General features: G+C 70.6%; 16 protein-coding genes. 9 read left to right on the top strand and 7 right to left on the bottom strand.

All coding sequences use genetic code 11. The features are described from left to right. Positions 1–3: 3 nt before the first annotated feature. The 4 genes from ACVN90_RS12245 to ACVN90_RS12230 form a co-directional block, all read right to left on the bottom strand. Complete coding sequence (locus ACVN90_RS12245; RefSeq protein ID WP_475098517.1) at positions 4–915, bottom strand: sugar ABC transporter permease; 912 nt, start codon at positions 913–915, stop codon at positions 4–6. After that, positions 915–2,534 carry an ABC transporter permease subunit gene (locus ACVN90_RS12240; RefSeq protein WP_475098516.1) on the bottom strand — a complete coding sequence of 540 codons (1,620 nt, stop codon included), beginning with the start codon at positions 2,532–2,534 and terminating at the stop codon, positions 915–917. Before ACVN90_RS12240 ends, ACVN90_RS12245 begins: the two co-directional genes overlap by 1 nt. 160 nt (positions 2,535–2,694) lie before the next feature. Next, the gene (locus tag ACVN90_RS12235; RefSeq protein ID WP_475098515.1) at positions 2,695–3,924 is read right to left on the bottom strand and encodes a sugar ABC transporter substrate-binding protein; all 1,230 of its coding nucleotides are present in this window, start codon (positions 3,922–3,924) and stop codon (positions 2,695–2,697) included. 41 nt (positions 3,925–3,965) lie between these two features. Continuing rightward, positions 3,966–5,984 (bottom strand): beta-galactosidase, encoded by a 2,019-nt coding sequence (locus ACVN90_RS12230; RefSeq protein WP_475098514.1) that lies wholly within the window; start codon positions 5,982–5,984, stop codon positions 3,966–3,968. Between the two features lie 198 nt (positions 5,985–6,182). On the opposite strand from ACVN90_RS12230, the gene ACVN90_RS12225 reads away from it, so the two are divergent. The 4 genes from ACVN90_RS12225 (at position 6,183) to ACVN90_RS12210 (ending at position 10,349) form a co-directional block, all read left to right on the top strand. Further along, positions 6,183–7,199 (top strand): LacI family DNA-binding transcriptional regulator, encoded by a 1,017-nt coding sequence (locus ACVN90_RS12225; RefSeq protein WP_475098513.1) that lies wholly within the window; start codon positions 6,183–6,185, stop codon positions 7,197–7,199. Positions 7,200–7,301: 102 nt separating this feature from the next. Next, a complete protein-coding gene (gene metG, locus ACVN90_RS12220) occupies positions 7,302–8,882 on the top strand; it encodes a methionine--tRNA ligase (RefSeq protein ID WP_475098512.1) in 1,581 nt (526 codons plus the stop codon). Next, positions 8,882–9,793 (top strand): TatD family hydrolase, encoded by a 912-nt coding sequence (locus ACVN90_RS12215; RefSeq protein WP_475098511.1) that lies wholly within the window; start codon positions 8,882–8,884, stop codon positions 9,791–9,793. The genes metG and ACVN90_RS12215 overlap by 1 nt, the downstream gene beginning before the upstream one ends. Positions 9,794–9,812: 19 nt before the next feature. Further along, positions 9,813–10,349 carry an NUDIX hydrolase gene (locus tag ACVN90_RS12210; protein ID WP_475098510.1) on the top strand — a complete coding sequence of 179 codons (537 nt, stop codon included), beginning with the start codon at positions 9,813–9,815 and terminating at the stop codon, positions 10,347–10,349. A 50-nt stretch (positions 10,350–10,399) separates the two neighbouring features. Here ACVN90_RS12210 and ACVN90_RS12205 read toward each other — a convergent pair whose 3' ends face one another. Together ACVN90_RS12205 and ACVN90_RS12200 are read right to left on the bottom strand one after the other, a co-directional pair. After that, positions 10,400–11,704: an MFS transporter gene (locus ACVN90_RS12205; protein ID WP_475098509.1), complete on the bottom strand. Its 1,305-nt coding sequence runs from the start codon at positions 11,702–11,704 to the stop codon at positions 10,400–10,402. A gap of 86 nt (positions 11,705–11,790) precedes the next feature. Beyond that, on the bottom strand, positions 11,791–13,254 hold the full coding sequence (locus tag ACVN90_RS12200; protein ID WP_475098508.1) for a sugar porter family MFS transporter: 1,464 nt from the start codon (positions 13,252–13,254) through the stop codon (positions 11,791–11,793). A gap of 182 nt (positions 13,255–13,436) precedes the next feature. Between ACVN90_RS12200 and rsmA the strand changes: the two genes are divergently transcribed. Then, positions 13,437–14,297 (top strand): 16S rRNA (adenine(1518)-N(6)/adenine(1519)-N(6))-dimethyltransferase RsmA, encoded by an 861-nt coding sequence (rsmA, locus tag ACVN90_RS12195; protein WP_475098507.1) that lies wholly within the window; start codon positions 13,437–13,439, stop codon positions 14,295–14,297. A 118-nt stretch (positions 14,298–14,415) separates the two neighbouring features. Continuing rightward, a complete protein-coding gene (locus ACVN90_RS12190; RefSeq protein ID WP_475098506.1) occupies positions 14,416–15,336 on the top strand; it encodes a phosphodiesterase in 921 nt (306 codons plus the stop codon). On the opposite strand, the gene ACVN90_RS12185 is transcribed toward ACVN90_RS12190, so the two are convergent. Next, positions 15,284–16,870: a stealth conserved region 3 domain-containing protein gene (locus ACVN90_RS12185; RefSeq protein ID WP_475098505.1), complete on the bottom strand. Its 1,587-nt coding sequence runs from the start codon at positions 16,868–16,870 to the stop codon at positions 15,284–15,286. The genes ACVN90_RS12190 and ACVN90_RS12185 overlap by 53 nt on opposite strands. A gap of 174 nt (positions 16,871–17,044) precedes the next feature. On the opposite strand from ACVN90_RS12185, the gene ACVN90_RS12180 reads away from it, so the two are divergent. From ACVN90_RS12180 to ACVN90_RS12170, 3 genes are all read left to right on the top strand, one after another. After that, positions 17,045–18,112, top strand: coding sequence for an aldo/keto reductase (locus tag ACVN90_RS12180; RefSeq protein ID WP_475098504.1), 1,068 nt, complete (start codon positions 17,045–17,047; stop codon positions 18,110–18,112). After that, positions 18,109–19,035 (top strand): 4-(cytidine 5'-diphospho)-2-C-methyl-D-erythritol kinase, encoded by a 927-nt coding sequence (locus ACVN90_RS12175; RefSeq protein WP_475098503.1) that lies wholly within the window; start codon positions 18,109–18,111, stop codon positions 19,033–19,035. The genes ACVN90_RS12180 and ACVN90_RS12175 overlap by 4 nt, the downstream gene beginning before the upstream one ends. A gap of 61 nt (positions 19,036–19,096) precedes the next feature. Next, entirely contained in the window at positions 19,097–20,464 is a 1,368-nt protein-coding gene (locus ACVN90_RS12170; RefSeq protein ID WP_475098502.1) for a GNAT family N-acetyltransferase, read from the top strand. Positions 20,465–20,466 lie beyond the last annotated feature (2 nt).

Raw genomic sequence — 20,466 nt, 5'->3', positions numbered from 1 at the left:
AGGTCAGCCCTTGACGGACCCCGCGGTGAGGCCGCCGACGATGTAGCGCTGCAGCGACAGGAACAGGACGAGCACGGGTATCGCGGCGATCACGGCGCCGGCCGCGAACAGACCCCAGTTGGACGCGAGCTGGTTCGAGACCCACTGGTACATGCCGACCGCGAGGGTCCAGTTCTCCTCCGAGACGAGGACGATCTTGGCGATGATGTAGTCGCCGAATGCCGCGATGAAGGCCAGCAGTGCGACGACCGCGAGGATCGGCGTCACGAGCGGGAAGATGAGGCGCCAGAAGATCTGCGCGTGGGAGGCGCCGTCGATCTTGGCGGATTCGTCGATCTCGATCGGCACGGTGTTGAAGAAGCCGTACATGAGGAACGTGTTCACGCCGAGCGCGCCGCCGAGGTACACGCAGATGAGCGCGATCTTGGAGTTGAGACCCAAGGCGGGCACGACCTCCCCGAGGCCCAGCAGCATCAGGAAGATCGCGACGAACGCGAGCGCCTGCGGGAACATCTGGATGATGAGGAGTCCGGTGAGCCCCGCACGGCGGCCGGAGAACCGGAAGCGCGAGAACGCGTACGCGGCCGCGGCGCCCATCAGCACGGCGCCGACCGAGGCGATGCCGCCGATGAGGAGGGTGTTGCCGGCCCAGGTCCAGAAGCTCGTCTCGCCGAGGGCGGCGTAGTTCGACAGGTCGATGACGCTGAACAGCGCGTTGCTCGCGGCGAGCGTGCCGTTCGGATTCAGCGACGCCGACAGCACGTAGACCAGCGGGAAGATCGCGTAGAAGATCACGACGACGGCGAGCAGGTACTTCCAGCCGACGTCGAGCAGCCAGCGGCGCCGGCGTGCCGAGCGGCGGTCGCGCGGGGCGCGGGTGGTCGGTCCAGCGGCGACATCGGTGGCGGTGGACATCACTGGAACTCCTCGAGCTTGCGGGTCTGACGGAACGCGATCGCCGAGATGCCCCCGACGACGGCGAACACGAGGATCGAGAGGGCGCTGGCGAGGCCGTAGTCCGCCGCGCCGCCCGACACCCCGGAGATGTCGTAGATGGCGGAGATCAGGATGTCGGTGGCGCCGAGCGCGTACGGGGCGCCGGGGATCGCCGGCCCGCCGTTGTTGAACATGTAGATGACGGTGAAGTTGTTGAAGCTGAACGCGAACGATGAGATCAGCAGCGGTGCGGTGGCCACGAGCACCAGCGGCAGGATGATCGAGCGCAGCTGGCGCGAACGGCCGGCGCCGTCGAGCGATGCCGCCTCGAGCGTGTCCTGCGGGAGCGCCTGCAGCGCGCCGGTGCACACGAGGAAGTAGTACGGGTAGGTGAGCCACAGGTTCACCCACACGACCGCCGCGCGGGCGAGCCACGGATCGCCCAGCCAGTTGATGTTCGCGCCGAAGAAGAACAGGTCGTTGATCACCCCGAACTCGGCGTTGAACATGCCGCGGAACAGCAGCGCCGACATGAAAGCGGGGAACGCGTACGGGAGGATGTACAGCGTCCTGAGGAACCGCCGGCCCTTGAGACGCGCGTCGTTGTAGATGAGTGCGAGCAGGAGGCCGAGTGCGAACGGCAGTACGACCGACAGCGTCGCGAACACGAATGTCCAGACCGTGACCGACAGCAGCGTCTGCGCGAGCGCCGGGTCGGTGAACAGGCGGAAGAAGTTCTCGAAGCCGACGTTGACGTACCAGCCGGTGGGGAGGGCCGAGCCGTCCTCGGCGACGAACGAGCCCTTGTCGTTCGCGGTGTAGACGGTGCCCGTCGTGGTGTCGGTGATCGTCTGGGACGCAGCATCCCACACCAGAGTCGACTCGTAGACGGCGCCCGACGAGCCGTCGCGCGTGCGGATCGAGCCGTCGTTGGGGTCCTCGGACACGGGCACGCGCAGGCTCGCGATCTGCTCCTGGAGGGCGGCGTCGGTGATGACGGTGGCGCGGGGCACGACGTCCCAGCCGGCGACCTCCGACGGAGCGCCGGTGCTGCCGACCTCGGCGTCGCGAGCCTCTTCGAGGGGCTGCTCGGCAGAGCCGACGAGCACGTCGCCGTTCTCGTCGACGATCGCGAAGCCGAGCCCGCCGGCGCGCTCGACCACCGAGAGCGGGTAGGTGGGGGAGTCCTCGATGCGGCGCTCGCCCTGGATGAGGGCCGCCTCGACGGCTTGCTCCTGCGTGCCGGCGTGGCCGGTGCCGTAGTTGGTGAAGGCGATGTACGCCGTGTAGCCGAAGATGAAGACCTGGAAGACGAGCAGGAACACCAGGCCCGGCAGCAGGTACTTGAGCGGCAGCGCACGCTTGGTGAAGTAGACGATGTCGGCGGCGAGGAGCAGCACGAGCGTCGCCGAGAAGACGACCCACGACTCGACGCGGAACGCGCTCAGCAGGGTCATCACGCCGAAGGCGTTGACGAGGGCCATCAGGCCGAGCTTCGCGAGGAAGCCCCAGCCGGGGCCGCGCCAGCGGCGGGCATGCGATTCGCGGGGCGGCGTCTCTGCCGGCGCCTGGGGGAGGGTGGGGGCGTCCACCGTCATGCGTCTGCTCCTGTCACGGGGCCTCATCGCCGGGCGTGAGGGGGATCGACGGGGTCGATCCGGGAAAGAGGATGGGATCCGGGAGACGGGGAGAGGCACTCACCCGCCTCCCGGAGCAGGTCGGCCACCATGTCGGTGACCGGGTTTCAGACGGCCGGGATCAGCCCTCGACCGCGGCCTGGACGTCGGCGACCATCGTGTTCCAGGTCGACACCGGGTCGGCGCCGCTGATGATCTGCGACTGCGCCGCGTTCCACAGGTCCCAGACCGAGCCCATCTCGGGGATGCTCGGCATCGGGACGCCGTTCTGGGCCGACGCGAGGAAGCCCGCGATGATCGGGTCGCTCGAGACCTCGGTGGCGAGCGTCGACCACGCCGGGATGCGGGGGTCGGCCTCGTAGAGGGCGCGCTGCGCCTCCTCGGTGCCGAGGTAGTTCACGAGGAACTCCTGCGCGAGCAGCGCGTTCTTCGACTGCGAGCTGAGGTAGAAGCCCTGCACGCCGACGAACGGAGCGGCGGTCTCGCCGCCGGCCGACGGGATCGGGTTCACCGCGATGTTCTCCACGTCGGTGTAGGCGCTGATCGCCCACGGGCCCTGGATCGTGTACGGCGCCTTGCCGCTGTTGAACAGCTCGTTGTTGATGTCGTAGTCGACGGTCGTCGAGATGTAGCCGGTGCCGGCGGTGCCGTTGGCGCCGAGCCACGTCGCGAAGGCCTCGCCCGCCGCGCCGCCCATGCCGACCTCGGTCGTGTACGAACCCGATGCGTCCTGCACGAAGACGGGAGCGCCGAACGACGTCTGGAAGCCGTACATGGTGTAGCCGTCGCCGGTCTCGCCGGCGGTGTTGATGACGAACGGGCGCTCGGCGCCGGACGCCAGACCCTTCTGGATCATCTCATCCCACGTCGCGGGGGCCTCGGCGCCGACGAGGTCGGCGTTCTGCACGAGCGCGATGGTCTCCAGCGAGTACGGGAGGGCGTACAGCTGGCCGTCGTAGGTCATCGCCTCGAGAGCGACGGGCTCGAACTCCGACGCCTTGTCGCCGAGGTCGATCGTGTCGACGACGCCGGCGGCGACCAGCGCGCCGAGCCAGTCGTGCGCGCCGACGGTGATGTCGGGGCCCTCGCCGGTCGGCACCTGCGCGATGAAGTCGTTGCGGAGGTCCTCGAAGTTCTTCTTGACGATCTTGACGGTGGCGCCGGTCTCCTCTTCGAAGGCCTTCGCGGCGTCCTTGACGGCGGTCTGACGCTCCTCGTCGGTCCAGATGACGAGCTCGGCGCCGCTGTCCGCCGCCTCGTCGCCGCTGTCGGACGAGCCTCCGCCGGCGCAGCCGGCGAGGACGACCGCTGCCGTGAGCGCCAGCGCTCCGAGTGCGATCTGCTTTCGCATGGTTTCCCTTTCGGTGATGTGGTGTTGCAGGGTTCGGTGGGTCAGTGGGTTCGCGCGGTGCGGACGACGGCGACGCCGCCCGCGGGCACGAGGAGCTCGCCGTCGACGTCCGCGCCGGTGAGGAGTTCGACGCCGGAGGCCGCGAAGGCGGTGTCGTCGTCGCGGTGGTTGACCGCGATCGTGTAGTCCGCACCGTCGCCGCGGCGCACGACGACCTCGAGGCCTGCGGGGTGACCCGACGGGGCCACGCCGGCGTCGGCGTACACGTCAGTCATGACGGTGCTGAGGCCCGCAGCATCCAATCGGGTGCTGATGTACCAGCCGTGCCCGGTGCCGTGCGCGTGACGCGTGACCGCCGCGTTGCCGGCGCCGGGGCCGTCGACGTACGTCGCCTTCACGTCCGCGCCGTGCAGGACGAGGTCCTCCTGCCACGCGTCGGCGTGGAGAGTGGCCGATGCCGAGCCCGACCACTGCACCGCGTGACGGGCGCCTTCGCGCAGCGGCAGGAACTCCTCGACGGTGACGCCGAGCGCATCGCGCAGCGGCGCGCCGAAGCCGCCCGGGTGCACGGCGTCGTTCTCGTCGACGATGGCCGAGAAGAACGAGACCACGAGCGTGCCGCCGCCCTCGACGTAGCGGGTGAGATTCGCGGCGTCCGCGGCGCTGAGCAGGTACTGCGCGGGGGCGAGCACGAGCTTGTACCCGGAGAGGTCCTGGCCGGGGAGGGCGAAGTCGACCGTGATGCCGTCACGCCACAGCCGCTCGTAGAACGCGCGGATCTGCTCGGCGTGCGACACGTCGACCGACGGTCGCCACTCGAGGTCCTGCGCCCAGAACGACTCGAAGTCCCACAGGATCGCGACGTCGGCGGCGACGCGCGAACCGCGCACCTCGTCGAGGCGTCCGAGCGCGTCGCCCAGCTCGACGACCTCCCGCCACACGCGGGAGGCGGTGCCGGCGTGCGGGATCATCGCCGAGTGGAACTTCTCGGCGCCCGAGCGTGAGGCGCGCCACTGGAAGAAGAGGATGGCGTCGGCGCCGCGCGCGAGGTGGGTCAGCGAGTTGCGAGCCATCTCGCCCGGACGCTTCGCCACGTTGCGCGGCTGCCAGTTGACGGCCGACGTGGAGTGCTCCATGAGGATCCACGGCGTGCCGCCGCCGACCGAGCGGGAGAGGTCTGCGGCGATCGCCAGTCCGATCTCGCCCTCGCAGTCGGCCGCCCACAGGTAGTGGTCGTCCGACACGATGTCGACCTCTCGAGCCCATGCCCAGAGATCGGTGGTCCAGCTCTGGTTCGCCATGAAGTTCGTGGTGACCGGCTGCGACGCGTGGGCGCGGATCGCATCGCGTTCGGCGATGAAGCAGGCGCGCAGCTGGTGGTCGGTGAAGCGCGCGAAGTCGAGGCGCTGCGCCGGGTTGACGACCGAGGGCGCCGCGGCCGGGGCGCCGATGTGATCCCACTCGCCGTAGCGCTGCCCCCAGAACGTCGTGCCCCACGCGGTGTTGAGGGCCTCGAGCGTGCCGTACTTCTCACGCAGCCACCCGCGGAAGGCGCGCACCGACTGCGCGGAGTAGTCCTCGCCGACGGGCACGCCGTATTCGTTGTGCACGTGCCACATCACGACCGCGGGGTGCGAGCCGTAGCGCTCGGCGAGCGCCGAGGCGATGCGCACGATCGCCTCGCGGTAGGCGGTCGACGCGTGCGAGGCCATGCCTCGGGCACCGAAGCCCATCGTGACGCCGTCGCGCGAGACGACGCGGGCGTCGGGGTGGTTCGCGAAGAACCACGCCGGGGGAGACGCGGTGGGTGTGCCGAGGTCGGCCGAGATGCCGTTCTCGTGCAGCAGGTCCAGCAGCTCGTCGAGCCACGCGAAGTCGAACACGCCTTCGCTCGTCTCGATGAGGGCCCAGGCGAAGATTCCGACGCTGACCAGGTTGACGCCGGCCTCGCGCATGAGGGCGACGTCCTCGCGCCGCACCTCTCGCGGCCACTGCTCGGGGGTGTAGTCGCCTCCGTAGGCGATGCCCCGGATCTCGGGCCAGCGGTCGGGCGAGGTCATGGACGCTCCATCGGGTCGGTGCAGGGGTCGTGCTGCGGTGCGGGTCGGTCACAACGGTGGCTGTGACCGGTCACAGTCTTACCCGGACGGATGCTGGGCGCAGGCTCTGCTCGGCAACCGTTACGCAACTGTGACCGGTCACAGTCCGAATCGTGTCGTCGCGCGTTCCGGGCGGCGACGGGGGTAGAGTCGCTCGTCGTGGAGGAGACGACGTCCGTGCGGCGCAAGCCGACGATCCGCGATGTCGCGGCGGTCGCGGGCGTGTCGCGGGGAACCGTCTCGCGCGTCATCAACGGCGGGCACTGGGTGTCGCCCGACGCCCGGGTGGCCGTCGAAGAGGCGATCCGGCGCACCGGCTACACCGCGAACCACGCGGCGCGCAGCCTTGCCACCGGGCGTGCGGGCTCGCTGGCGTTCCTGCTGACCGAGCCGCAGCACCTGCTCTTCCAGGACCCGACGTTCGCGCTGCTCCTGCGCGGTGCCGCGGAGGCCCTCGCGCAGCGGTCGATGACGCTGGTGCTGCTCGTCGCGGGCACGCCGGCGGAGCGCGCCAACGTCGCCCACTTCGTGAGCGCAGGCCATGTCGACGGCGTCCTGCTCATCTCGTCCCACGAATCCGATCCGCTGGTCGACGAACTGCTCGAGGCCGGCGTGCCCACCGTCTGCTGCGGCATCCCGCTCGGTCATGAAGCCCAGGTGCCGACGGTCTCGGTCGACGAGATCGGCTCGGCGCGCGAGATGACCCGCTACCTCCGTGGGCGCGGGCACCGGCGCATCGCGATGATCGCCGGACCCCACGACACACCGGGCGGCAAGTTCCGGCTCGTCGGCTTCCAGGAGGAGATGGCCGACGACTTCGACCCGGCCCTCGTCGAGGAGGGGGACTACAGCCAGGAGTCCGGCGCTGTCGCGATGGCGCGCCTCCTCGAGCGCACCCGCGACATCGACGCCGTCTTCGCCGCCAGCGACATGATGGCCGCCGGAGCGATCGCGACCCTGCGCAAGGCAGGGCTGCGCGTCCCCGACGACATCGCGGTGGCCGGATTCGACGACTCCGGTCTCGCCGCCACGCACGAGCCCGCACTCACCACGATGCGTCAGCCCTGGGAGCGCCTGAGCAACGAGATGGTGTCGACGCTCCTCGAGGCGATCGGCGGCGCACACCCCGCGCCGATCACGCTCCCGACGACGCTGGTGGTCCGCGAGAGCGCCTGACCCGACACGCCCGAGTGTTACGTTCGGGTGCCTGGGAAGGTCCGGACGACGGCGTCCGGTCACAGCGGCGGGCGAGGCATCCGTGCTGGCTAGACTCGTCGGGTGACTTCCGGCCCCTCGTCCTTCTACATCACGACGCCGATCTACTATCCGAGCGACGTGCCCCACATCGGCCACGGCTACACCACCGTGGCGGTCGACACCCTGGCGCGCTGGCACCGCCAGGCGGGCGACGACACCTGGATGCTGACGGGCACCGACGAGCACGGCCAGAAGATGATGCGCGCCGCGTCGGCGAACGGCGTGACGCCGCAGGAGTGGGTCGACAAGCTCGTCACCGAGGCGTGGTTCCCGCTGCTCGAGACGCTCGACGTCGCCAACGACGACTTCATCCGCACCACGCAGCAGCGCCATGAGGAGCGCGTGCAGCAGTTCGTGCAGGCCATCTACGACCGCGGCTACATCTACGCCGGCGAGTACGAGGCGCTGTACTGCGTGGGCTGCGAGGAGTTCAAGCCCGAGTCCGAGATCGTCGACGGCACCGGCGCCTTCGAGGGCCTCAAGGTCTGCGCCATCCACTCGAAGCCGCTGGAGCTGCTGCAGGAGAAGAACTACTTCTTCAAGCTGAGCGAGTTCCAGGACAAGCTCCTCGAGCTCTACTCGAGCGTCCCCGACTTCGTGCGCCCCGAGTCGGCGCGCAACGAGGTCGTGTCGTTCGTGAAGAACGGGCTCAAGGACCTGTCGATCTCGCGCTCCGCGTTCGACTGGGGCATCCCGCTCCCGTGGGACGAGTCGCACGTGATCTACGTGTGGGTCGACGCGCTGCTCAACTACGCCACCGCGATCGGCTACGGCGAGGACCCCGCCGAGTTCGCCCGCCGCTGGCCGGCGTACCACATCGTCGGCAAGGACATCCTGCGCTTCCACGCCGTCATCTGGCCCGCGATGCTGATGGCCGCGGGGCTCGAGGTGCCCCGCGGCGTCTTCGCGCACGGCTGGCTGCTCGTCGGCGGCGAGAAGATGTCGAAGTCGAAGCTCACCGGCATCGCACCGACCGAGATCACGGACGTCTTCGGCTCGGACGCCTACCGCTTCTACTTCCTGTCGGCGATCGCGTTCGGTCAGGACGGCTCGTTCTCCTGGGAGGACCTCTCGGCCCGCTACCAGGCCGAGCTCGCGAACGGATTCGGCAACCTCGCCTCGCGCACGACCGCGATGATCGAGCGCTATTTCGAGGGGATCGTGCCCCCGGCCGGCACCTACACCGAGGCCGATCTGCACATCCAGAAGACGGTGGCGGATGCTGCCTCCCACGCCGACGCCGCGATCGAGCGGTTCCGCATCGACGAGGCGATCCACGCCATCTGGACGATCGTCGACGCGCTGAACCTGTACATCACGGAGAACGAGCCGTGGGCGCTCGCCAAGGACGACGCCCAGCGCGGACGCCTCGGCACGGTGCTCTACACGGCCGCCGAGGGCCTGCGCGCCCTTGCGGTGCTGCTGTCGCCGGTGATGCCGGTCTCGACCGAGAAGCTCTGGATCGCGCTGGGCGCTGCCGAGTCGATCGGTCGCCTGCAGGACCAGCCGATCCGCGAGGCAGGCGCATGGGGCGTGCTGAAGCCGGGGTCCTCGGTGAACGGCCTCGCGCCGCTGTTCCCGCGCGTCGAGCAGTCGGTCTGATGGCGACACCGCCGGTCCCGTACCCCGCGGCGGGGTCAGACCCGTCGCAGTACGTGCGCACCCGCGACAAGGGGTCGCGCGACGTCACGTATCCGGCGGCCCCCGAGCCGCTCGCGGTGCCGGTGTACGACAACCACGCCCACCTCGAGATCGAGGACGGCGTCGGCCTGTCGCTCGACGAGCAGCTCGCGCGAGCCGGGCAGGTCGGCGTGGTCGGCGTCGTGCAGGCAGGGGGCGACATCGACTCGAGCCGCTGGTCGGCGTGGGCGGCAGCATCCCATCCCCGCGTCCTTGCGGCGGTCGCCATCCACCCCAACGAGGCACCCGCTTACCAGGCCGCGGGGCGGCTCGACGAGGCCATCGCCGTGATCGACGAGCTCGCCGCGCAGCCGCGCGTGCGCGCGATCGGCGAGACGGGCCTCGACTTCTTCCGCACCGACGAGGACGGCAGGCCCGCCCAGTTCGAGAGCTTCGAGGCGCACATCGCGCTCGCGAAGAAGCACGGCGTCGCGATGCAGATCCACGACCGCGACGCGCACGAAGCGGTGCTCGAGACCCTCGACCGCGTCGGCGCCCCGGAGCGCACGGTGTTCCACTGCTTCTCGGGCGACGCCGACATGGCGCGCATCGCGGGCGAGCGCGGGTATTACCTCTCGTTCGCCGGAAACGTCACCTTCAACAACGCGCAGAACCTCCGCGACGCGCTCGCGGTGATCCCGCGCGAGCGGATCCTGGTCGAGACGGATGCCCCGTTCCTCACGCCGACGCCGCACCGCGGTCGCCCCAACGCGCCGTACCTGATCCCCGTGACGGTGCGGTACATGGCGGCGGAGCTGGGCCTCGATGTCGACGAGCTGTGCGCTCAGATCGCGGCGAACACGCTCGAGGTCTACGGGGCGTTCGAGGACTGAGCCGGCACGGGAGTCTGCGGTGGACGACGAGCTGTGGGACCTCACGGATGCTGCAGGCGCACGCATCGGCCGGACCCACCGCCGTGGCGATCCGGCGTTCCCCGAGGGGCTGTTCCACGTCGTGGCGTCGGTGTGCGTGGTGCGCGGCGACGGGCTCGTGCTGCTCACCCGGCGGGCGGAGGCCAAGGACTGGGGCCTCACGTGGGAGTTCCCGGCCGGCAGCGCCCTGACCGGAGAGACGAGTGCGCAGGCGGCGGTGCGCGAGCTGCAGGAGGAGACCGGCGTACGCGTCCTCACCTCGGACCTGCGGATCGTCGGCCGCCTCGCCGAGCGGACCGCGCTGTTCGATGTCTACGTCACGCGGGTGGCCGGCGACCCGATCCTCGCACTCGATCCCGACGAGGTGTGCGACAGCGCCTGGGTCCCCTTCGCGGAGGCGATGCGCCGCGGTGCGGCCGGCGAGATGGCGGGTCCGTGGACTCCCCGGCTGGAGCAGCTCGGCTCGAGGCTCGCGGCGCTCGTCGACGCAGGGGATTCGCGCCGAAACCCAGGGTGACGTCCCGCGTCTCGACGGGAATCCCCTGGCTCGGCGGAGCCACAGCGGTGTCAGTCGATCAGCGGCAGCCCGCCGGCACCGGGCTCGTCCTCGCCGGCGACGTCCTCGGCCTCATCCGCGTCGAGCACCGGCTTCGCGGCCGCGATGTGCGAGATCGAGCGCCACACCAGCAGCAGCGTGATGAGCGACCCGGCGAAGGCGAACCACCAGGGTGCGGTCAGGCCGAAGAGCTGGGCGAGGATGCCGCCGATGAACTGCCCGATCACGAGGCCGCCGAAGACGCCGACCATGTTCACCGAGGCGATCCGCCCCTGCAGCTCCATGGGGACGAGGCGCTGGCGCACGGTCGTCGAGATCGTGCCCCACACGAACGCGTAGAGGCCGAAGCCGAACATGATGACGAAAGCCACCGCGGGTGAGGTGGTGAGCGCGAACGCGAGGTGCATGAGGACCTCGAGCGACAGGCATACCCGCATGAGGGTCGAGAACGACACGTGCTTCTCGAGCCAGCCGAAGCTGAAGATCGCGATGATCCCGCCGAGCGCGGCCGCGGTCGTGAGGGCGCCGTAGCCGACGGGTCCCATGCCCAGGTGCTCGGTGGCGTAGAGCACGAGCACACCCCAGGGGGCCGCCCACGTGACGTTGAAGACCAGGATGATGATGACGAGCGTGCGCACCGGCGCGTTGTGACGCAGCCACTGAAGTCCTTCGCGGATGGCGTGGGCCTTCGTGCCGCGGCCGGAGTCCGGGTGTTCGGGCACCGGCGTGCGCGCGATCCGGGAGATGAGCAGCACCGCCAGCGCCACGCACAGCACCTGCAGCACGAACGGCCAGAAGGAGCCCACCGCGAAGAGGAAGGCGCCGAGCGGCGGCCCGGCGAGCTGGTTGGCGACGAGGTAGCCCGCCTGCATGCGGGCGTTGCCGATGCCGAGATCGGCCGGCTTCACCAGCATCGGCAGCAGCGTGCTGCCGGCCGAATCGGCGAAGACCTCCGCCGTGCCGTAGAGGAACGCCACGGCCAGCACCAGCCACACGGTGGCCTGCCCGGTGACGAGGAACGCGACGAGCACCGCCACGATCACCGCCCGCAGGCCGTTGGCGAGCATCACCAGGCGGCGCCGGTCGTGGTGGTCGGCGACGGCGCCCGCGAGGAGGCCGAAGAGGAGCCACGGCAGGAACTGCATCATGGCGCCGGCCGCGACGAGCACGGGCGACGACGTGAGTGAGGCGATCAGCAGCGGCGCGGCGGCGAGTGCGATGCCGTCGCCGAGATTGCTCGTCCACGACGACGCGAGCAGCCACCGGAAGTCGGTCCCGAGGCGACGTGGTGCGATCAGTTCCCCGAGCGAAGGCATCCCGCCATCCTACGAGCGACGGCGGTGAGGCGACACCTGAGGGACGAGACCCCGGCGTTGCGGTGTCTCGTCCGTGCGCTGTCGTGTCACCGCGCGGCGGGCGCGTCCTTCGGATGGATGAACAGCGTCTCGGTCTGCTCGATGTCCATGCCCTTGGTCTCGGGCACGCGCCACGCGACGTAGACGAACGACAGGGCCGCGAACAGGGCGTACATGCCGTACGTGAGGGGGAGCGACCACGACGACATCGCCGGGAAGGAGATCGTGATGAGGAAGTTCGCGACCCACTGCGCACCCGCGGCGACGCCGAGCGCCTTGCCGCGGATGCGGCTCGGGAAGATCTCGCCCAGGAGCACCCACACCAGCGGTCCCCACGACGCGCCGAACCCGACGACGAACACGTTCGCCGCGACGAGCGCGACCGGACCCCACGGTGCCGGCAGCACGACGGCTCCTTCGGCATCCGTCGTGGAGAACAGGAACGAGATGGCCATGAGCCCCAGCGACAGCGTCATCATGACGGATCCGGTGAGGAGGATGGGCTTGCGGCCGACGCGGTCCACCAGGAAGATCGCGATCAGCGTGACGAGCACGTTGGTGATCGAGGTCACGACGCTGATCGTGAAGGAGTCGCTCTCGTCGAACCCGACGGACTGCCAGAGGCTCGTCGAGTAATAGAAGATCACGTTGATGCCGACGAACTGCTGGAACACCGACAGGATGATGCCGACCCACACGATGCGCTGAAGCCCGAGCACCGGTCCGCGGATCGAGACGCCGGAGTTCTTGCGGTCGGTCTCGATCGCGGTCTGCAGTTCGCGGATCGTCTGGTCGAGGTCGGCGGGCGGCATCAGGCGCGCGAAGATCGCACGGGCCTCGTCGACGCGGCCCTTGGACAGCAGGTAGCGCGGCGACTCGGGCACTGTGAACGCCAGGATGCCGTAGACCGCCGACGGGATCACACCCACCAGGAACATCCACCGCCACGCCTCGAGCCCGAACCACAGCACGCTGTCGGCGCTGCCCGCGGCGTTCGCCAGCAGCGCGTCCGAGAGGAGCGCCGCGAAGATGCCGATCGTGATCGCGAGCTGCTGCAGCGACGCGAGTCCGCCGCGGATCTGGCGCGGCGCGATCTCGGCGATGTAGGCCGGCGCGACGACGGAGGCGATGCCGATGCCCAGGCCGCCGACCACGCGCCAGAGGGCGAGGTCCCACGCGGAGAAGGCGAGGCCGGCGCCGATCGAGCTGACGAAGAACATGATGGCGCCGAGGAACATCACCCGCAGGCGCCCCCACCGGTCCGACAGGTTGCCGGCGATGATCGCGCCGACCGCGCAGCCGAGGAGGGCGATCGCGACGACGAATCCCGTGATGACGTCGTTGAGCGCGAAGTCCTTCGAGATCGAGTCGACGGCGCCGTTGATGACCGAGGAGTCGAAGCCGAAGAGGAACCCGCCGACCGCCGCCGCGACCGACAGGCCGATCGCTCGTCGCCCGTAGGGACTGCGGAGGGAGAACGCGTCTGCGGGGATCGATCCGGTCGAGTTCATGCTGGTCACGCTAGCGTTCGGGCCGCCGCCGCGGCAGGGGGCGCGCGGTGCACAAGATCGGAGGTTTTCGGCCGACACGCCGGTCTGCAGCATCCCCACACCGGCATGCCGCACAGAGCCTCCGACGCTGTGCACCCGTGCCACGGGCCGGCAGGCGCCGTCACCGTCGGTACAGTGAACGCATGCCCGTGACACTCCTCGGTGCGGCCGAGATCCGCGCGCTGGCCGCCGAACTCGACGTGACGCCGACCAAGAAGCTCGGGCAGAACTTCGTTGTCGACGCCAACACCGTCCGCAAGATCGTGCACATCGCCGAGGTGGAGCCGGGCGATCGCGTCGTCGAGGTGGGGCCGGGTCTCGGGTCGCTGACCCTCGCGATCCTCGAGGCCGGGGCATCGGTCACCGCCGTTGAGATCGACCACCGCCTGGCGGAGCGCCTGCCCGCCACCGCGGCCGCCCACGGCGTTCCGGACGGCGCGCTCACGGTGGTCGACGCCGACGCGCTGCGTGTCACCGAGCTGCCCGGCGACCCGACGGTGCTGGTCGCGAACCTGCCCTACAACGTCAGCGTGCCGGTGCTGCTGCACTTCCTCGAGCACTTCCCGGCGCTCGACCGCGGCGTCGTGATGGTCCAGGCCGAGGTGGGGGAGCGGCTCGCCGCCCCGCCCAGGTCCAAGGTGTACGGCGCGCCGAGCGTCAAGGCCGCGTGGTACGGGCCTTGGCGCCTCGCCGGCACCGTGTCGCGCCAGGTCTTCTGGCCGGTCCCGAACGTCGACAGCGTCCTCGTCGGCTTCCATCGCGCCGCCGATCCGCGGGGCGACGAAGAGCTGCGCAAGCGGACGTTCTCGATCGTGGATGCCGCGTTCCAGCAGCGGCGCAAGATGCTCCGGCAGGCGACAGCCGGGGTGCTGGGCGGCACGGCGGCCGCAGCATCCGTGATCCTGGAGAGCGCGGGGGTCGCACCCACCGCGCGCGGCGAGGACCTGTCGATCGACGACTACGTGCGCATCGCGGAGGCCGCGGGACGCGTGCACGAAAGCTGAAATTCAGCGGATCTTCACCGCGTCGTCGGCTGATGCACGAAACATGCCGGTAACATTCGAGCGTCCGCCGTCCCGGTTACACGGCACCTCGCCTCGCGGCGGACCGGAGTGACCCGACATGCGCACCGCCGAGTACCCGGCCCCTGAACGCATCCTGCTGCACCTGAGCGACACGCACCTGCGCGCGCCGGCGACGCCGCACCTGTTCGATTCCGTCGACGGTGCCGCCCACCTCGCTGCGACCATCGGCGTGATCGAGTCGAGCGGCATCCGTCCCGACGCGATCGTCGTCACCGGCGACCTCGCCGACCTCGGCGAGCCCGGCGCGTACGCCGCGCTGCGCGCGCTCGTCGAGCCGTTCGCCGAGCGCATCGGCACGCGCGTGCTGTGGGTGATGGGCAACCACGACGAGCGCGGCGCGTTCCGCGCGGGCCTGTACGACGAGGTCTCCGACGCTCGTCCCGTCGACCGGGTCGACGAGCTCGACGGACTCCGCGTGATCACGCTCGACACGAGTGTGCCCGGCCACCACCACGGAGAGGTGCGCGACGAGCAGCTCTCGTGGCTCGCCGCCGAGCTCGCGACGCCGGCACCCCTCGGCACGATCCTCGCGATGCACCACCCGCCCGTGCCGAGCGTGCTGCCGCTCGCGGCGAGCGTCGAGCTGCGCGACCAGCGTCGGCTGGCCACGGTCCTGCGCGGCTCCGACGTGCGGGCGATCATCGCCGGCCACCTGCACTACTCGACGTTCGCGACGTTCGCCGGGATCCCCGTGTCGGTCGCCTCGTCGACCTGCTACGCCCAGGACCTCACCGTGCCCGTCGGCGGCACGCGTCCACAGGACGGGGCGCAGGCGTTCAATCTTGTGCACGTGTACGACGACACCGTCGTGCACTCGGTCGTTCCCGTCGACGCGCCCCGCACACTCGAGCACATCGACGCCGAAGAGGCGCAGCGCCGGCTCCTGTCGGCCGGCGTCGCGCCCCTCAGCGGCGTGCGGAAGGATGCGCCGACCGAGCCGATCGCCGTGCTGCGCTGAGCTCGTCGCGCTCCCACGGCGCCCGGACCGGGAACATGCGCTCCAGAGCGCTGCGGATCGCACGCACCCGGAGCTCCTCCGGCACCTCGGAGTCTCCGCCGTCGTTGAGGCAGAACATGTCGAGGTTCCCGCGCTCGGCGAACCGCTCCATGCGCTTGAGACCCGCCGCGAGCGTCGTCTGCGCGTAGCCGACGCGCGGGGCCCGGGTGGCGACGGCGCGGCCGGTCATCACCGCGTAGTAGTGGTAGAGGCTGTTCGTCACCGAGATGTCGGTCGCGGAGCGGAAACGGGATGCCGCGGTCCGGGCGAAGTCGTCGGCGAAGGCCTCCTCGAGCTCGGCCATGACGCTGCGGCGCAGCGGCGCCGCGCAGTGCTCGAGGTCGCGGACGATCGTGCGGCCGAACCTTTGCTTCAAGAGGGCGCGGTTGACGCGCAGCCCGTTGTCGTGGCCGCTGCGATGCAGGGCGGGGTCGCCGGCGCCGATGCGCACCTCGCACTCGACGAACTTCGAGACACCCGCCGGCGTGAAGAACATCTCGGGTTCCAGCGGCCGCCCGAAGAACATGTCGTCGTTCGAGTAGAGGAAGTGCTCGGCGATGCCGGGGATCCGGTGCAGCTGCGCCTCGATCGCGTGCGAGTTGTGCGTCGGCAGCACCGAAGGATCGGCGAAGAACTCCTCGCTGCGCACGATCGTCACCTTCGGGTGATCGAGCAGCCACGCGGGCGCGGGGGAGTCGGTGGCGATGAAGATGCGACGCACCCACGGCGCGTACATGTGGACGCTGCGCAGGGCATAGCGCAGCTCGTCGACGTGGCGGTAGCGCGCCGGTCCGTCGTCGCCGTCGCCGACGACATACTCGGCGAGCTGCGCGGCGCGCTGGCGCTGGAAGTCGCTCGACGACCCGTCGACCCATGAGAAGACGATGTCGATGTCGTCGGTGACCTCGAGGGGCTGGGGGTCGAACATGCCCGCGATGGTGCGCCAGATGCGTCCGTGGCGCTCGACGGTCGTGTAGGCGACATCCTCCGCTGGCGTCAGACGGCGCAGGACCGCGTTGTCGCGCGGTGCCTCGACCGTCTCGGCGCCGAAGCTCCAGAACTCCACGTGCACACCGAGCGCCGCACCGTAGCGGAGGGCGCCCGAGCGGGTGACGCGCGGACGGTAGACGCGCACGGCCGAGGGAGCGTCGGCGACGTGAGGCGCGTCGCACGCGAGGATCGGTGCGCGGCCCTTGGCCTTCAGATACAGCGGCTCGCGCGTGCAGACGGCGGCCAGGGCGGCCTGCGCCGCCTCGCGATCGCGGACGTCGACGACGAGCGCGGGCACAGCGCGGTCGTGGCGCACCAGGAGGGTCCCGACTCCGGCCTCGGACAGGGCGTCCGCGACGAGAAGCAGGTCGGCCTCGCGGGCTTCGTGCGGGGCGACGTCGTCGTGGACGAGGTGAAGGATGCCGCGGTCGACGACCACGTCGCCTCGCTCGATCAGCACGCTCCACGGGTCGGTCGCGCGCGGCAGTGCGGACAGCAGGGTCATGCGGTCCTCCTTTCGTCCGTCGGGTGGCGCTCGGATGTGAGCGTTCCCCGGTGTCGCCACGATAGGGAGCGTCCGTTACGACGACGTTTCGGACGTAGACCCTTGACACGGGGTGCGCCGATGTGCCGTGCGACGCCTCCTGCGCGCGTGGGCCGACCTCGCTAGCCTGGACCGGTGACCGAAGACGCGCGCTACCTCTCCCGTGGAGGAGACCTCCACCGCCCCTACACCGCCGCCGCCGACCGCTACGACCTCGCCGAGTACCGCCGCGTCGGCACGTCCGGGCTGACGCTTCCGCCCGTGTCGCTCGGACTCTGGTGGAACTTCGGCGACAACATCCCGTTCGACAACCAGCGGGCGCTGTTGCGCCACGCGTTCGACCGCGGCATCACCCACTTCGACCTGGCGAACAACTACGGACCGCCGTACGGCACCGCCGAGACGAACTTCGGCCGCATGATGCGCGAGGACTTCGCGCCGTACCGCGACGAGCTCATCGTCTCGTCGAAGGCGGGCTACGACATGTGGCACGGCCCTTACGGCAACGGTGGCTCACGCAAGTACCTGATCTCGAGCGCCGAGCAGTCGCTGAAGCGCATGAACGTCGACTACGTCGACATCTTCTACTCGCACCGCGTCGACCCCGACGTCCCGATCGAGGAGACCGTGGGCGCGCTCGACACCCTGGTGCGCCAGGGCAAGGCCCTCTACGTCGGCATCTCGTCCTACAGCGCCGAGCGCACGGCGGTGGCAGCATCCGTCGCCCGCTCGCTCGGCACGCCGCTCGTGATCCACCAGCCGGCGTACTCGATCCTGAACCGCTGGGTCGAAGACGGCCTGACCGGAGTGCTCAAGCAGGAGGGGATGGGCGCGATCGCGTTCACGCCGCTGGCGCAGGGGCTGCTCACCGACAAGTACCTGGGCGACGGCTCGGCAGAGCGTGCGCAGCAGCGCGGGTCGCTGCCGAACGGCTCGCTGAGCGAGAAGGGCCTGTCGACGCTGCGGTCGCTCGACGTCATCGCGAAGGAGCGCGGGCAGACCCTCGCGCAGATGTCGATCCAGTGGGTGCTGCGAGGCCCCGTGGTGGCCTCCGCGCTCATCGGCGCGTCGCGTCCGGCGCAGCTCGATGAGAACCTCAAGGCGCTCGAGGGCCCGGCATTCACCGTGGAGGAGGAGGAGCGGATCGACGCCCTGTCGGACGGCATCGACGTGGACCTCTGGGCGGAATCGGCGAACCGGTGAGTCAGGCCCTCGCCGCCGAGGGCGTCCGGGTGCGGGCGCCGGGCAAGCTCAACCTCTTCTTCGAGGTCGGCGGCGTGCACGACGACGGCTACCACGACGTCGCGTCGGCGTACCAGGCGGTGTCGCTGTACGAGGACGTGTGGGCCACGCCCTCCGATGAGTTCACGGTCGCCGTCTCGGGGACCGTCGATGTGTCCGGAGTTCCGGCCGACGACCGCAATCTCGCGGTGCGCGCGGCCCGGCTCGTCGCGCAGCGCATCGGCCACACGGGCGGCGTGCACCTCGACATCGTCAAGCACGTGCCGGTCGCGGGCGGCATGGGCGGTGGATCGGCGGATGCTGCGGCCGCCCTGGTGGCCTGCGACGCGCTGTGGGGGGCAGAGCTCGGCACGGCCGAGCTGCACAAGCTCGCATCCCGGCTCGGCGCCGACGTGCCCTTCGCGCTGATGGGCGGGACGGCGGTCGGCACCGGGCGGGGCGACCAGCTGAGCCCGGCGCTCGCGAAGGGTCGCTTCGACTGGGTCGTGGTGCCCTCGGATGCGGGCCTGTCGACCCCCGAGGTGTACACGCACCTCGACGAGCTGCGCGCCCGGCCCGACATCGTCTCGGGCGCCCGCGTGCCCGCGGTCGCGCCCGGCGTGCTCCACGCGCTGCGGGCCGCCGACCCGATCGCGCTCGCCGAGCACACGCGCAACGACCTGCAGATCGCGGCGCTCTCACTGCGCCCCGAGCTGCGTGATGTGCTCGAGCTCGGCGAGGAGTCCGGCGCGCTGGCGGGGATGGTGTCGGGGTCAGGGCCTACGCTGGCGTTCCTGACCGTCGACCCCGAGTCGGCGCTCGAACTGCAGATCACGCTGTCGGCAGCCGGGTACGAGGCGCTCCACGTGCACGGACCGGTCGCCGGCGCGCGCGTGGTCACCTGACGCGGCTCATCGGCCGGCCGCACATCACCTGAGCCCCTCGGGGGCGCGGAGAGGAAGATCAATGAGCACGCGCGAAACGACCCACGGCCGCGTCGGCGAGACCGAGCGCGCCGCTTTCCGCGCCGGACCCGTCGACGGCGAATCCGCGACGCGTCTGGCCGCGAACGGACTGGAGTACCGGCGCCTCGCCGTCGACAGCGACGAGTACGTCGGCTGGCTGCAGTCCGTCGCGCGCGGATTCCAGGACGGCGAGCGCACCGCGGAGCAGATCGCGGCGTCGCGCGAGCGCAGCGGCTACCGGCGGCTCACCGGCGTCTTCGACCCGCAGGCGCCGATGGACGCGCCGGTGGCCACCATCGCGTCGTGGCTCGGCGAGCTCACGGTGCCCGGCGAGGCGATGATCCCGTCGTGCGCCATCTCGGCGGTCACCGTCGCACCGACGCATCGCCGCAAGGGCGTCGCGCGGGCGATGCTCGAGGGAGAGTTGCGCGCGGCCCATGCGGCCGGCATCCCGATGGCGATGCTCACCGTGAGCGAATCGCCGCTCTACGGGCGCTACGGGTTCGCGCCCGCTGCAGCCGGCGCGTCGTGGCGGATCGAGACGAAGCGCGCCGGATGGATCGGCCCACAGCCCGCCGGGCGCATCGACTTCATCGGCCGTGAGCGCGTGCGCGAGCTCATGCCGGCCCTGCACGAGCGGGTGCGGCACCGCCATGCCGGCGAGATCGACGTCCCGGGCAGTCACTGGGACGGGTACGCCGGGACCAATCCGGCGGCCGAGAAGACCGCCGAGAAGCGGGCGGTGCAGTACACCGACGCGGACGGCGAGGTGCGCGGCGCAGCGGTGTACGCGGTGCGCGAGAACCACGACGACTTCACCAAGGCGACCGTCGACGTCCACTACCTGCTGACCGAGACGGATGACGCGTACGCGGCGCTGTGGCGATTCCTGCTCGAGCTCGACCTCGTCGCCGAGGTGCACGTGGGCGAGCTGTCGGTCGACGAGCCGCTGCTGTGGATGATCGCCGACCAGCGCGCGGCCAAGATCAGCGTGCGCGATCACCAGTACGTGCGGATCCTCGACGTCGTCGCCGCGCTCGAGACGCGCCGCTACGGCGGCTCGGGCACGCTCGTGCTCGACGTGTCCGACCCGCTGGGCATCGCGTCCGGCCGCTACCTCCTCGAGGTCGACGAGTCCGGTGCCGGGCGTGTGCGCCGCCTCGACGGCGAGACGGTCGATGCCGTGACGGTCGCGCTCGGCGTGGCGGAGCTGTCGGCCACGTACCTCGGCGGTGTCTCGCTCGCGGCGCTGGCCGCCGCGGGACGCGTGACCGTCGCAGGAGGCGGGGAGGCAGCATCCGATGCGCTCGCCACTGCCTCGAGTGTGCTGTCGTGGCACACGGCGCCCCGCCTGAGCATCTGGTACTGAGC

This window comes from Microbacterium sp. F01, assembly GCF_056156365.1.
The sequence above is the reverse complement of the archived record's forward strand: the minus strand, read 5'-3'. Positions and strand labels throughout refer to the sequence as shown.

Excerpts from the sequence above, each read along its gene's own strand:
- ACVN90_RS12205 (WP_475098509.1), bottom strand. The coding sequence starts at position 11,704 with ATGCCTTCGCTCGGGGAACTGATCGCACCACGTCGCCTCGGGACCGAC.
- ACVN90_RS12215 (WP_475098511.1), top strand. The coding sequence starts at position 8,882 with ATGGCGACACCGCCGGTCCCGTACCCCGCGGCGGGGTCAGACCCGTCG.
- ACVN90_RS12230 (WP_475098514.1), bottom strand. The coding sequence starts at position 5,984 with ATGACCTCGCCCGACCGCTGGCCCGAGATCCGGGGCATCGCCTACGGA.
- ACVN90_RS12200 (WP_475098508.1), bottom strand. The coding sequence starts at position 13,254 with ATGAACTCGACCGGATCGATCCCCGCAGACGCGTTCTCCCTCCGCAGT.
- ACVN90_RS12190 (WP_475098506.1), top strand. The coding sequence starts at position 14,416 with ATGCGCACCGCCGAGTACCCGGCCCCTGAACGCATCCTGCTGCACCTG.
- ACVN90_RS12185 (WP_475098505.1), bottom strand. The coding sequence starts at position 16,870 with ATGACCCTGCTGTCCGCACTGCCGCGCGCGACCGACCCGTGGAGCGTG.
- ACVN90_RS12245 (WP_475098517.1), bottom strand. The coding sequence starts at position 915 with ATGTCCACCGCCACCGATGTCGCCGCTGGACCGACCACCCGCGCCCCG.
- ACVN90_RS12240 (WP_475098516.1), bottom strand. The coding sequence starts at position 2,534 with ATGACGGTGGACGCCCCCACCCTCCCCCAGGCGCCGGCAGAGACGCCG.
- ACVN90_RS12235 (WP_475098515.1), bottom strand. The coding sequence starts at position 3,924 with ATGCGAAAGCAGATCGCACTCGGAGCGCTGGCGCTCACGGCAGCGGTC.
- rsmA (WP_475098507.1), top strand. The coding sequence starts at position 13,437 with ATGCCCGTGACACTCCTCGGTGCGGCCGAGATCCGCGCGCTGGCCGCC.
- ACVN90_RS12170 (WP_475098502.1), top strand. The coding sequence starts at position 19,097 with ATGAGCACGCGCGAAACGACCCACGGCCGCGTCGGCGAGACCGAGCGC.